19 protein-coding genes are annotated in these 11,782 nt (G+C 62.2%); all 19 read right to left on the bottom strand.

Features of this window, described 5'->3' with window-relative positions:
• Window positions 1-2: 2 nt before the first annotated feature.
• The 19 genes from rpsN to rpsL all read right to left on the bottom strand — a co-directional run bounded on the left by rpsN (window position 3) and on the right by rpsL (window position 11,696).
• Complete coding sequence (gene rpsN, locus IE187_RS05120; RefSeq protein WP_010185506.1) at window positions 3-308, bottom strand: 30S ribosomal protein S14; 306 nt, start codon at window positions 306-308, stop codon at window positions 3-5.
• Between the two features lies 1 nt (window position 309).
• Entirely contained in the window at window positions 310-903 is a 594-nt protein-coding gene (gene rplE / locus IE187_RS05125) for a 50S ribosomal protein L5 (RefSeq protein ID WP_029625217.1), read from the bottom strand.
• Complete coding sequence (rplX, locus tag IE187_RS05130; RefSeq protein ID WP_133189627.1) at window positions 896-1,213, bottom strand: 50S ribosomal protein L24; 318 nt, start codon at window positions 1,211-1,213, stop codon at window positions 896-898. Before rplX ends, rplE begins: the two co-directional genes overlap by 8 nt.
• Before the next feature lies 1 nt (window position 1,214).
• Entirely contained in the window at window positions 1,215-1,583 is a 369-nt protein-coding gene (gene rplN / locus IE187_RS05135) for a 50S ribosomal protein L14 (protein WP_010164574.1), read from the bottom strand.
• A 145-nt stretch (window positions 1,584-1,728) separates the two neighbouring features.
• Window positions 1,729-2,001 (bottom strand): 30S ribosomal protein S17, encoded by a 273-nt coding sequence (rpsQ, locus tag IE187_RS05140; RefSeq protein ID WP_010185503.1) that lies wholly within the window; start codon window positions 1,999-2,001, stop codon window positions 1,729-1,731.
• A 10-nt stretch (window positions 2,002-2,011) separates the two neighbouring features.
• Window positions 2,012-2,230 (bottom strand): 50S ribosomal protein L29, encoded by a 219-nt coding sequence (gene rpmC / locus IE187_RS05145; RefSeq protein WP_133189629.1) that lies wholly within the window; start codon window positions 2,228-2,230, stop codon window positions 2,012-2,014.
• A 1-nt stretch (window position 2,231) separates the two neighbouring features.
• Window positions 2,232-2,666, bottom strand: coding sequence for a 50S ribosomal protein L16 (gene rplP, locus IE187_RS05150; RefSeq protein WP_010185500.1), 435 nt, complete (start codon window positions 2,664-2,666; stop codon window positions 2,232-2,234).
• Between the two features lie 10 nt (window positions 2,667-2,676).
• Window positions 2,677-3,378, bottom strand: coding sequence for a 30S ribosomal protein S3 (rpsC, locus tag IE187_RS05155; RefSeq protein ID WP_010185499.1), 702 nt, complete (start codon window positions 3,376-3,378; stop codon window positions 2,677-2,679).
• The gene (gene rplV, locus IE187_RS05160; protein ID WP_189675331.1) at window positions 3,378-3,761 is read right to left on the bottom strand and encodes a 50S ribosomal protein L22; all 384 of its coding nucleotides are present in this window, start codon (window positions 3,759-3,761) and stop codon (window positions 3,378-3,380) included. Before rplV ends, rpsC begins: the two co-directional genes overlap by 1 nt.
• Window positions 3,761-4,036 carry a 30S ribosomal protein S19 gene (gene rpsS, locus IE187_RS05165; protein WP_010164582.1) on the bottom strand — a complete coding sequence of 92 codons (276 nt, stop codon included), beginning with the start codon at window positions 4,034-4,036 and terminating at the stop codon, window positions 3,761-3,763. Before rpsS ends, rplV begins: the two co-directional genes overlap by 1 nt.
• A 1-nt stretch (window position 4,037) precedes the next feature.
• Window positions 4,038-4,892, bottom strand: coding sequence for a 50S ribosomal protein L2 (rplB, locus tag IE187_RS05170; RefSeq protein WP_133189631.1), 855 nt, complete (start codon window positions 4,890-4,892; stop codon window positions 4,038-4,040).
• A gap of 4 nt (window positions 4,893-4,896) precedes the next feature.
• Window positions 4,897-5,208 carry a 50S ribosomal protein L23 gene (locus tag IE187_RS05175; RefSeq protein ID WP_010185496.1) on the bottom strand — a complete coding sequence of 104 codons (312 nt, stop codon included), beginning with the start codon at window positions 5,206-5,208 and terminating at the stop codon, window positions 4,897-4,899.
• Window positions 5,201-5,827 (bottom strand): 50S ribosomal protein L4, encoded by a 627-nt coding sequence (rplD, locus tag IE187_RS05180; RefSeq protein WP_133189635.1) that lies wholly within the window; start codon window positions 5,825-5,827, stop codon window positions 5,201-5,203. Before rplD ends, IE187_RS05175 begins: the two co-directional genes overlap by 8 nt.
• Before the next feature lie 2 nt (window positions 5,828-5,829).
• Window positions 5,830-6,585: a 50S ribosomal protein L3 gene (gene rplC, locus IE187_RS05185; RefSeq protein WP_010185494.1), complete on the bottom strand. Its 756-nt coding sequence runs from the start codon at window positions 6,583-6,585 to the stop codon at window positions 5,830-5,832.
• Window positions 6,586-6,801: 216 nt separating this feature from the next.
• Window positions 6,802-7,110 carry a 30S ribosomal protein S10 gene (gene rpsJ, locus IE187_RS05190; RefSeq protein ID WP_007406109.1) on the bottom strand — a complete coding sequence of 103 codons (309 nt, stop codon included), beginning with the start codon at window positions 7,108-7,110 and terminating at the stop codon, window positions 6,802-6,804.
• Between the two features lie 201 nt (window positions 7,111-7,311).
• Window positions 7,312-8,502, bottom strand: a complete 1,191-nt coding sequence (gene tuf, locus IE187_RS05195; RefSeq protein ID WP_010185493.1) for an elongation factor Tu — start codon at window positions 8,500-8,502, stop codon at window positions 7,312-7,314.
• A 118-nt stretch (window positions 8,503-8,620) separates the two neighbouring features.
• Window positions 8,621-10,717, bottom strand: a complete 2,097-nt coding sequence (gene fusA / locus IE187_RS05200; RefSeq protein WP_189675332.1) for an elongation factor G — start codon at window positions 10,715-10,717, stop codon at window positions 8,621-8,623.
• A gap of 80 nt (window positions 10,718-10,797) precedes the next feature.
• Complete coding sequence (rpsG, locus tag IE187_RS05205) at window positions 10,798-11,268, bottom strand: 30S ribosomal protein S7 (RefSeq protein WP_133189639.1); 471 nt, start codon at window positions 11,266-11,268, stop codon at window positions 10,798-10,800.
• A gap of 56 nt (window positions 11,269-11,324) precedes the next feature.
• A complete protein-coding gene (gene rpsL, locus IE187_RS05210; protein WP_019516007.1) occupies window positions 11,325-11,696 on the bottom strand; it encodes a 30S ribosomal protein S12 in 372 nt (123 codons plus the stop codon).
• Between the last annotated feature and the right edge of the window lie 86 nt (window positions 11,697-11,782).

The raw sequence follows: 11,782 nt of genomic DNA on the forward strand, positions 1-11,782 counted from the left end.
CCTTACCAGCTCGACTTCGTAACGCCCGGGATCAGGCCCTTGTTGGCCAGATCGCGCAGCTGAATACGGCAGAGGCGGAACTTGCGATAATAAGCGCGCGGACGACCCGTCAGCTCGCAGCGGTTGCGGATGCGCGTCGGGTTCCCGTTGCGGGGAATCTCGGCCATCTTCAGACGGGCTTCGATCCGCTCGCCGTCGCTGAGCGAATTGTCGCCAGCGATTGCCTTGAGCGCCGCGTACTTCGGGGCGTACTTCTTGACGAGCATCTTGCGACGCTCGTTCTTGTTGACAGAACTTACCTTCGCCATCTTATGCCGCCTTCTTTTCGGTCGCGTCTTCAGTGACTTCCGGCGGGAACGGGAAGCCGAACAGGCGGAGCAGCTCGCGCGCTTCGTCGTCGGTCCGTGCCGTGGTCGTGACGATCACGTCCATGCCGCGAATCTTGTCGATCCGGTCGTAGCTGATTTCCGGGAACACCAGCTGCTCCTTCAGGCCGCAGGCATAGTTGCCGCGTCCGTCGAACGACTTGGGGTTGAGCCCGCGGAAATCGCGAACGCGCGGAAGCGCGATCGTGATGAAACGGTCGAGGAACTCGTACATGCGCTCACGACGAAGGGTAACCTTCACGCCGATCGGCATGCCTTCGCGCAGCTTGAACTGTGCGATCGACTTCTTGGCCTTGGTGACGACGGGCTTCTGGCCGGCGATCAGCTCCATTTCCTGGGCTGCCTGGTCGACCTTCTTCTTGTCCTGCGTCGCTTCGCCAACGCCCATGTTCAGGACGATCTTGTCGATGCGCGGAACTTCCATCGCGTTCTTGTAGCCGAACTTCTCGGTCATCGCAGCGACGATCTTGTCGTCGTACATGCCCTTCATCCGGGGCTTGGTTGCAGCATCAGCCACTGATCTTCTCCCCGGTCTTGACCGCAACGCGGACCTTCTTGCCGTCCTGGGTCTCGAAGCGAACGCGCGTCGGCTTGCCGTCGGCGGTCACATGCGCAACCTTGGAAATGTGCATCGGTGCTTCCGAACGCTTCAGGCCACCCTCGGGGTCGCCCTGGCTCGGCTTGGTGTGGCGCACAGCGACGTTGACGCCGGCGACAACGACCTTGCCGTCCTTCGGCATGGCCATCGTGACTTCGCCGGTCTTGCCCTTGTCACGGCCCGACAGGACGATGACGCGATCGCCCTTCTTGATCTTAGCGGCGGCCATTTTACAGCACCTCCGGTGCGAGCGAGATGATCTTCATGTGCTTCTTGCCGCGGAGCTCGCGCACCACTGGGCCAAAGATACGCGTGCCGATTGGCTCTTCGTTCTTGTTGACCAGCACGGCTGCGTTCGAATCGAAGCGGATCACGGTGCCATCGGCCCGGCGAATGTCCTTCGCCGTACGCACGATGACGGCACGGTGCACGTCGCCCTTCTTCACGCGGCCACGGGGGGCAGCTTCCTTGACGCTGACGACGATGATGTCGCCCACGCCTGCAACACGACGCTTGGAACCCCCAAGCACCTTGATGCACATAACCCGCTTCGCGCCGCTGTTGTCAGCGACCTCGAGATTGGATTGCATCTGGATCATTGGATCCGCTTCCTTCTCATTCCAGGCACCGATTCCGACCGGTGCCGCCTAAACTCAGTCGTCACCCCAATACCGGGGTAGCACGACCATTGCCTGACCCTTTCCATGCGGCCCCGGCTCTCACCGGGGGACCGCGACGGAGGTGTCAGGCGTCGACGTCGACCCGCTCAGGCGTCGCGTGGGTGTTAACCCGATCGATCACCTTCCAGGTCTTCAGCTTGGAGATCGGTGCGGTCTCTTCGATCCGCACGGTTTCGCCCTGCTTGAACTCATTGCCCTCATCGTGAGCATGATACTTCTTCGTACGACGGATAATCTTGCCGTAGAGCGCGTGCTTGACCTTGCGCTCCACGTTCACGACCACCGTCTTGTCGCCCTTGTCGGAGACGATCAGCCCCGTCAGCACGCGCTTTGGCATGTCTAAATCCTTACTTTGCCGCAGCGTCGCGCGAACGCGTCGACTGCAGGGTCTTGATGCGAGCGATGTCGCGACGGACTTCCTTCACCCGGCTCGACTTTTCGAGCTGGTTGGTCGCCGCCTGGAAGCGGAGGTTGAACGCCTCACGCTTCAGGTTGCCGAGCTCTTCGCCCAGCTGGTCTTCGGTCTTGGCGACCAGGTCGGAACGACGCGTGTCGAGCTTTGCCATCTTATGCAACTCCCAGATGCGAGGTGTCGCCGAGACGGGCAACGACCTTCACCTTGATCGGCAGCTTCATCGCTGCGCGGCTGAACGCCATAGCGGCGATGTCACCCGGAACGCCATCGAGTTCGAACAGGATGCGGCCCGGCTTTACGCGAGCTGCCCAATATTCCGGCGAACCCTTGCCCTTACCCATGCGGACTTCGGCAGGCTTGCCCGAGACGGGAAGATCCGGGAAAACGCGAATCCACAAACGCCCCTGGCGCTTGATGTGACGCGTGATCGCGCGGCGAGCCGCCTCGATCTGGCGTGCAGTGATCCGGTCCGGCTCCATCGCCTTCAGCCCGTACGAGCCGAAGTTGAGGGTCGTGCCGGACTTGGCGTCGCCATGGATGCGGCCCTTGAAGGCCTTGCGAAACTTGGTCTTTTTCGGTTGCAGCATGATCTATTCCTTAGCGGCGCGGATCAGGCCGGACGCCGGAAGTCTGTGCTTCCATCATCAGCCGGTCGGTCGCCATCGGGTCATGACCCAGGATTTCGCCCTTGAAGATCCAGACCTTCACGCCGCACACGCCGTAGGCGGTGTGTGCAGTCGCTTCGGCATAATCGACGTTGGCGCGCAGCGTGTGGAGCGGAACGCGACCTTCGCGATACCATTCCGAACGCGCGATTTCAGCACCGCCGAGACGGCCGCCGCAGTTGATCCGGATGCCCTCGGCGCCGAGACGCATCGCCGACTGGACCGCACGCTTCATGGCGCGGCGGAAAGCGATACGACGCTCGAGCTGATCGGCAATGCCCTGTGCGACGAGCTTCGAATCGACTTCCGGCTTGCGGATTTCGACGATGTTGAGGCTCACGTCGGACGTGGTCATCTTGCCGAGCAGGCGGCGCAGCTTTTCAATGTCTGCGCCCTTCTTGCCGATGATCACGCCGGGGCGTGCTGCGAAGATCGAGACGCGGCACAGCTTGGCCGGACGGTCGATCACCACCTTGGAGATCGCTGCCTGCGGCAGCGTCTTCATGATGAACGCACGCATCTTGAGATCTTCGAGCAGAAGACGACCGTAATCGGCGCCCTCGGCATACCAGCGGCTGTCCCAGGTGCGGTTGATCTGCAGGCGCAGACCGATGGGGTTCGATTTCTGACCCATTACGCTTCTTCTTCTTCCATTTCGCGAACGACGATGCGCAGGCGGCTGAAGGGCTTGAGGATGCGGGTCGACTTGCCGCGGCCGCGCGTGGCGAACCGCTTCATGACGATCGACTTGCCGACCGAGGCTTCCGAGACGACGAGCGAGTCGACGTCGAGGTTATGGTTGTTCTCGGCGTTGGCGATGGCCGAGGCCAGCACCTTGCGCGCTTCGATTGCCATGCCCTTGGTCGAGAATTGCAGGATGTTCATCGCTTGGCCGACCGGCTTGTTGCGGATGAGCGCTGCAACGAGACCCAGCTTCTGCGCCGAACCACGGATCTGCGTGCCGACCGAGAGGGCTTCCTTCTCGCCGACCTTGCGGGGGGATTTCGCCTTAGACATTAGCGCTTGCCCTTCTTGTCCGCGGCGTGGCCGGGGAAGTAACGGGTGGGCGCGAACTCGCCGAGCTTCATGCCCACCATGTCCTCATTGACCGAGACCGGCACGAACTTGCGGCCGTTATAGACGCTGAACGTGAGGCCCACGAACTGCGGCAGGATCGTCGAGCGACGCGACCAGGTCTTGATCGCACCGCGCGCATTGGTTTCCTGCGCGGTTTCTGCCTTCTTGAGCAGGTGGAGGTCCACGAAGGGACCCTTCCAGACTGAGCGAGCCATCTTAGCCCTTCCTCTTCGTCGAATGACGCGAACGGATGATCATCTTATCCGTCGACTTATTGTGACGGGTGCGCGCACCCTTGGTCGGCTTGCCCCATGGCGTAACCGGATGACGGCCACCCGAGGTACGGCCTTCACCACCGCCGTGCGGATGGTCGACCGGGTTCTTGGCGACACCACGCGTCAGCGGGCGGATGCCCAACCAGCGGCTGCGGCCTGCCTTGGCGAGGTTGGTGTTGCCGTTGTCGGGGTTCGACACGGCGCCGACCGTGGCCATGCAGTTCGCATGGAGGTAGCGCTGCTCGCCCGAGTTGAGGCGGACCATGACCATGCCCTTGTCGCGACCGACGACCTGCACATAGGTGCCGGCCGAACGTGCGATCTGACCGCCCTTGCCCGGCTTCATCTCGACGTTGTGGACGATCGTGCCGACCGGCATCTGGCCCAGCTCCATCGCGTTGCCCGGCTTCACGTCGGTCTTCTTGTCCGCGATGACCTTGTCACCGACGGCCAAGCGCTGCGGCGCGATGATGTAGGCAACGTTTTCCTTGCCATCGGCGGTCTGACCATAGTTGATCAGCGCGATGAACGCGGTGCGGTTGGGATCGTATTCGATCCGCTCGACCACGCCATCGACGCCCCAGTTACGGCGCTTGAAGTCGATGATGCGGTAGCGCTGCTTGTGACCGCCGGCGATGCCGCGCGACGTGATGTGGCCCTTGTTGTTACGGCCACCGGTCTTGCGCTTGCCTTCGGTCAGCGCCTTGACGGGGCCGCCCTTGTGCAGTGCCGAACGGTCGACGAGGATGAGCCCGCGGCGTGCCGGGCTCGTCGGGTTATAATGCTTCAGTGCCATCGGATCAGATCCCCGTCGTCACGTCGATGGACTGGCCGTCCTTCAACGTCACGATCGCCTTCTTGATGTCGGAGCGGGTGTAGGGCGCGCCCTTCCACTTCTTGGTCTTGCCCTTCTGGACGATCGTGTTGACCCCCAGAACGGTCACGTCGAACAGCGCTTCCACTGCAGCCTTGATCTGCGGCTTGGTCGCGTCGTTGGTGACCTTGAACACGACGGCGTTATGCTCGGAGAGCAAGGTCGCCTTCTCGGTGATGTGCGGAGCAACGATCACGTCGTAATGACGTGCGTCGATCCCGGTTTTTGGCTTAGCCATTGAAGCGCGCCTCCAGCATTTCGACGGCAGCGCGGGTCAGGACCAGCGTGTCGTGCTTCAGGATATCGTACACATTGGCGCCAGCCGCCGGCATCACGTTGATCGTGTGCAGGTTGCCCGCAGCCAGTGCGAAGCTCGTGTCGACCATGTCGCCGTCGATGACGAGCGCGGTCTTGCCGGTGCCGAGCTTTGCCCAATCCGCGATCAGCGTCTTGGTCTTGTTCTCGGCAACGCCAAGGCTGTCCATGACGACCAGCGTACCGGCCTGTGCATGCGTCGACAGTGCCATCTTGAGACCGAGCGCGCGGATCTTCTTGTTCAGGCCAGGGTTGAAGTCGCGGGTCCGCTGACCGTGCGCCTTACCACCGCCGACGAAGATCGGAGCGCGGCGATCGCCGTGACGTGCCGTACCGCCGCCCTTCTGGCGACCGAACTTCTTGCCGGTACGCGCAACGTCGGAACGCTCACGCGTGCCGCTTGCGGTCGCTCGGCGCTTCTCGAGCTGCCAGGTGACGACGCGGTGCAGGATGTCGGCGCGCGGATCGAGACCGAAGACCTCGTCGTTGAGCTCGACTTCCGTGCCGGCTGCGCCGTCGAAAGACTGAGATGTAACCTTCATGATCAGCCCTCCTGGCCGTCGGTCGCGTCCACGGTCGCGACGTCAGCAGGCGTCTCGGCGGGAGCGGTGTCGTTGGTGTTGGCAACCTGGCGGAGGCCGGCGGGGTACGGCGCATCGGCGTGACGCGCGACCTTGACCGAATCCTTGACCAGCAACCAGCCGCCCTTCGAGCCAGGGACCGAACCCTTGACGAAGATGAGGCCACGCTCGACGTCGGTCGAGACGATTTCGAGGTTCTGCTGGGTGCGGTTCTTGTCGCCCATGTGCCCGGCCATCTTCTTGTTCTTGAAGACCTTGCCCGGATCCTGGCGCTGACCGGTCGAACCGAGCGAACGGTGCGAGACCGAGACGCCGTGGGTCGCACGCAGACCGCCGAAGCCCCAACGCTTCATGCCGCCCTGGAAGCCCTTACCCTGGGTCACGCCCTGGATATCGACAATCTGGCCGGAAACATAATGATCGGCAGAGATGGTCGCGCCGACTTCGAGCACGGCATCATCGCTCACGCGGAATTCCGCCAGCTTCGCCTTGGGCTCGACTTCGGCCTTGCCGAAGTGGCCGCGCTGCGGCTTGGCGACATTCTTCGCTTTTGCGGTACCTGCGCCCAACTGGACTGCAACATACCCATCTCGATCGGCCTCGCGAACGGCCACAACTTGAAGATTTTCCAGTGCCAGAACGGTCACGGGCACATGGCGCCCGTCGTCTTGGAACCAGCGGGTCATCCCCATCTTTTTCGCGATCACGCCAGTGCGCATGATCAATGCTCCATTCAATGCAGAGGCACCCCTCGGACCATTCCGAAGGGTGCGTACTCAGCCCAAACTTATTTTATACTGCGGCCCCGACCCGGGCTGGTGCTCCCCGCGTTGGCGGTGGAGCGTGTCGGGGGACGCAGACCCGGATAAATCCGGCGGTATCCCGTCTATTTGATGCCGCCGAAAGCGGAACCGAATCTCGTAGAGGAGCGGCCTTTAAGCCAGCTTGATCTCGACGTCAACGCCTGCGGCGAGGTCGAGCTTCATCAGCGCGTCGACCGTCTGCGGGGTCGGCTGAACGATGTCGAGCATGCGCTTGTAGGTACGGACCTCGAACTGCTCGCGCGACTTCTTGTCGATGTGCGGGCCGCGGTTGACCGTGAACTTCTCGATGCGCGTCGGCAACGGAATGGGGCCACGGATGAGCGCGCCGGTGCGGCGGGCAGTGTCGGCGATGTCGCCGGTAGCCTGGTCGAGCACGCGATGATCGAATGCCTTCAGACGAATGCGGATATTGCTGTCCATAGTCCCTACCGATGCGAAAGAGCGGGGCAACTCACCCATTCGTCATCCCGGCATCTCGCGCCGGGGATGACGGCTGAATGGCCGCCTCTACTGATTAAAACCAAAACTGGAGGCGGGCCACTACAGGGCCCTTCCATAAAAAGCAACAGCCCGCGCCTCTCATCGAGGCGCGGGCTGCACTTTTTTCTATTGCTAGAAAATTTAGGCCGAAATGCCCGAGACGATGCCCGAACCAACGGTACGGCCGCCTTCGCGGATCGTGAAGCGCTGGCCGACGTCCATGGCGATCGGTGCGATCAGCTTGACGCCGAGCGCGATGTTGTCGCCAGGCATGACCATTTCGGTGCCCTCAGGCAGCTCGACGGTGCCGGTGACGTCGGTCGTGCGGAAGTAGAACTGCGGGCGGTAGTTGGCGAAGAACGGCGTGTGACGGCCACCCTCGTCCTTCGACAGCACGTAGACTTCCGACGAGAACGCCGTGTGCGGCTTGATCGAGCCGGGCTTGCAGAGAACCTGGCCACGCTCGACTTCTTCACGGCCAACGCCGCGGATCAGCGCGCCGATGTTGTCGCCAGCCTGACCCGAGTCGAGCAGCTTGCGGAACATTTCGACGCCCGTGACCGTGGTCTTGCGCGTGTCGTTGATGCCGACGATCTCGACTTCCTCGCCAACCTTGACGATGCCGGTCTCGACGCGGCCGGTGACGACCGTACCACGACCCGAGATCGAGAACACGTCCTCGATCGGCATCATGAACGGCTTGTCGAGCGGACGCTCGGGCTGCGGCAGGTACGTGTCGACAGCTTCCATCAGCTTGAGGACGGCGTCATGGCCGATCTCAGGCGTGGTGTCGTTGAGGGCTGCAACAGCCGAACCGCGGATGACGGGGATGTTGTCGCCGTCGAAATCGTACTTCGAGAGAAGCTCGCGGATTTCCATCTCGACCAGCTCGAGGATTTCCTCGTCGTCGACGAGATCGACCTTGTTCATGAACACGACCATCGTCGGCACGCCGACCTGGCGTGCGAGCAGGATGTGCTCGCGGGTCTGCGGCATCGGGCCGTCGGTCGCCGAAACGACGAGGATCGCGCCGTCCATCTGTGCCGCGCCGGTGATCATGTTCTTCACATAATCGGCGTGGCCCGGGCAATCGACGTGGGCGTAGTGACGTGCCAGCGTCTCATACTCGACGTGTGCGGTCGAGATGGTGATGCCGCGCTCGCGCTCTTCGGGAGCCTTGTCGATGTTGGCATAGCTGGTGAACGTGGCGCCACCGGTCTCGGCGAGCACCTTGGTGATCGCAGCCGTGAGCGACGTCTTGCCATGATCGACATGGCCGATCGTGCCGATGTTGAGATGCGGCTTGTTCCGCTCGAACTTTGCTTTCGCCATGATTTCCTACCTTATTGATTCGCTCGCGGCCTTCAGAGCTCCACGCGAACGCGGGCCCATAGCGACCTATTTCGGGATACGCTAGCCCTAGCGCCCAACCGGGCGCCAGGGCTTGCAATTACGCCAGCTTTGCCTTGACCTCGTCCGCGACGTTGGCCGGGACTTCTTCGTAATGCGAGAACTGCATCGAGTAGTTCGCGCGGCCCTGGGTGAACGAGCGGAGCGCGTTCACATAGCCGAACATGTTCGCCAGCGGGACCATCGCGTCCACCGACTGCGCGTTGCCGCGCGTATCGGTGCCCTGGATCTGGCCACGACGGCTGTTCATGTCGCCGATGACGTCGCCCAGATAATCTTCCGGGGTCACGACTTCGACCTTCATGATCGGCTCGAGCAGCTTGATGCCGGCCTTCTGCGCGACTTCACGCATCGCGCCACGCGCACAGATTTCGAACGCCAGCGCCGACGAGTCGACGTCATGGTAGGCGCCGTCATAGACGAGGATTTCGAAATCGATGATCGGGAAGCCGACCAGCGAACCGGTAGCCGCCGTCTCGCGGAAGCCCTTCTCGATCGCCGGGATATATTCCTTCGGAATATTACCGCCCTTGATCTCGTCCTTGAAGACGATGCCCGAACCGCGCTCGCCCGGCGTGACCTTGACCTTCACGCGACCGAACTGGCCGGTACCACCCGACTGCTTCTTGTGCGTGTAGTCGACGTCGACCGGCTTGCCGAGATACTCACGGTAAGCCACCTGCGGCGCGCCGACGTTTGCCTCAACCTTGAACTCGCGCTTCATGCGGTCGACCAGGATCTCGAGATGGAGCTCGCCCATGCCCTTGATGATGGTCTGGCCCGACTCGGCGTCCGACGAAACGCGGAACGACGGATCTTCGCGTGCGAGACGATTGAGCGCGACGCCCATCTTCTCCTGGTCGGCCTTGGTCTTGGGCTCGACCGAGAGCTCGATCACCGGCTCGGGGAATTCCATCCGCTCGAGGATGATCGGAGCGTTCATCGCGCAGAGCGTGTCGCCCGTCGTGGTGTCCTTGAGGCCTGCGAGAGCGACGATGTCGCCGGCATAGGCCACCTGGATGTCCTCGCGCTCGTTCGCATGCATCAGCAGCATGCGACCGACCTTTTCCTTCTTGTCCTTGACCGAGTTCGTGACCTGCGACGCAGTCTCGAGCTTGCCCGAGTAGATGCGCGCGAAGGTCAGCGTACCCACGAACGGATCGTTCATGATCTTGAACGCGAGCGCCGAGAAGGGTGCCTCGTCCGACGAAGGACGCTCGTCGACGGTCGTGCCGTCGAGCTTGAGGCCCTGGATGGCCGGAACGTCGAGCGGCGAAGGCAGATAGTCGACGACGGCGTCGAGCAAGGGCTGAACGCCCTTGTTCTTGAACGCCGAACCGCAAACGACCGGCACGAACGAGAAGTTGAGCGTGCCCTTGCGGATCAGCTTCTTCAGGTCGGCGGTCGAAGGCTCGTTGCCCTCGAGATACGCTTCCATCAGCGCGTCGTCCTGCTCGACGGCCATTTCGATCAGGTCGCTGCGATACTTGGCGGCCTTCTCGGCGAGATCCTCGGGGATCTCGGCATATTCGAACTTCGCGCCAAGGCTCTCTTCGAGCCAGATGATCGCACGGTTCTCGACGAGATCGACGAGGCCCTTGAAGCCGCCTTCCATGCCGATCGGGAGATACAGCACGGCTGGACGCGCACCGAGGCGATCGATGATCGACTGGACGCAGAAATAGAAATCGGCGCCGGTACGGTCGAGCTTGTTGACGAAGCACATCCGCGGCACTTTGTACTTTTCGGCCTGACGCCACACGGTCTCGGACTGCGGCTCGACGCCGGCAACGCCGTCGAAGCACGCAACCGCGCCATCGAGCACGCGGAGCGAACGCTCGACTTCGATCGTGAAGTCGACGTGGCCCGGGGTGTCGATGATGTTGATCAGGTGCTCTTCGCCCTTGCCTTCGCTGGCGCGCCACTTGCAGGTCGTCGCAGCCGACGTGATCGTGATCCCGCGCTCCTGCTCCTGCTCCATCCAATCCATCGTCGCGGTGCCTTCATGCACTTCGCCGATCTTGTAGGACTTGCCGGTGTAATAGAGGATACGCTCGGTCGTCGTCGTCTTGCCGGCGTCGATGTGCGCCATGATGCCGATGTTGCGATAGCGTTCGAGCGGATGGCTGCGGGCCATGTCAGTGCTTCCTTAGCGATGTGGGGAGCCGGATGGTCCGGCTCCCCACGATATAGGTTACGATTGCAGCGAGCGCTAGCTTACCAGCGGTAGTGCGAGAACGCGCGGTTGGCCTCGGCCATGCGGTGCGTGTCTTCGCGCTTCTTGACCGCGTTGCCGCGGTTGTTGGCGGCGTCCATCAGCTCACCCGAGAGGCGGGCCGACATGGTGTTCTCGCTGCGCGCACGGGCAGCCGAGATCAACCAGCGAATCGCCAGAGCCTGGGCGCGCTCGGGGCGCACTTCGACCGGGACCTGATAGGTCGCACCACCGACACGGCGGCTGCGGACTTCGATGCCGGGCTTCACGTTGGTGAGCGCGTCATGGAACACCGCGACGGGATCCTTCTTCGCACGGGCTTCGACGGTTTCCATCGCGCCGTACACGATCAGTTCTGCGACCGACTTCTTACCGTCGAGCATAACCGAGTTCATGAACTTCGAGAGGACCTCATCACCGTACTTAGGATCGGGGAGGATGATACGCTTTTCTGGGCGACGACGACGTGCCATTTCAATTCTTCCTTCTAAACTTCAGCCATCTGGGATCGGCTAAAAAGCCGACCGGCTTACTTCGGACGCTTGGCGCCGTACTTGGAACGCGACTGGCGACGATCCTTGACACCCTGTGTATCGAGGACACCGCGCAGGACATGGTAGCGCACGCCGGGAAGATCGCGAACGCGACCGCCGCGGATCAGCACGACCGAGTGCTCCTGCAGGTTGTGACCCTCGCCCGGGATGTAGCTGATGACTTCGCGCTGGTTGGTCAGGCGAACCTTGGCCACCTTGCGCAGAGCCGAGTTCGGCTTCTTCGGGGTCGTCGTGTAGACGCGGGTGCAAACGCCGCGCTTCTGCGGGTTCTGCTCCATTGCAGGGACCTTGGACTTGGCCTTCTGCGGATCGCGGCCCTTGCGGACCAGCTGGTTGATTGTCGGCATTGAATCTCTTCACCTTGACTGTTGGTTACTTTGCTGGAGCCTTGACGCCCCCCCAGAACAATTCGGGGAATACAAAAAGGGCCGTT

Origin of the sequence: Sphingomonas glacialis, from assembly GCF_014653575.1 — a bacterium.
GTDB classification, from domain to species: domain Bacteria; phylum Pseudomonadota; class Alphaproteobacteria; order Sphingomonadales; family Sphingomonadaceae; genus Sphingomonas; species Sphingomonas glacialis.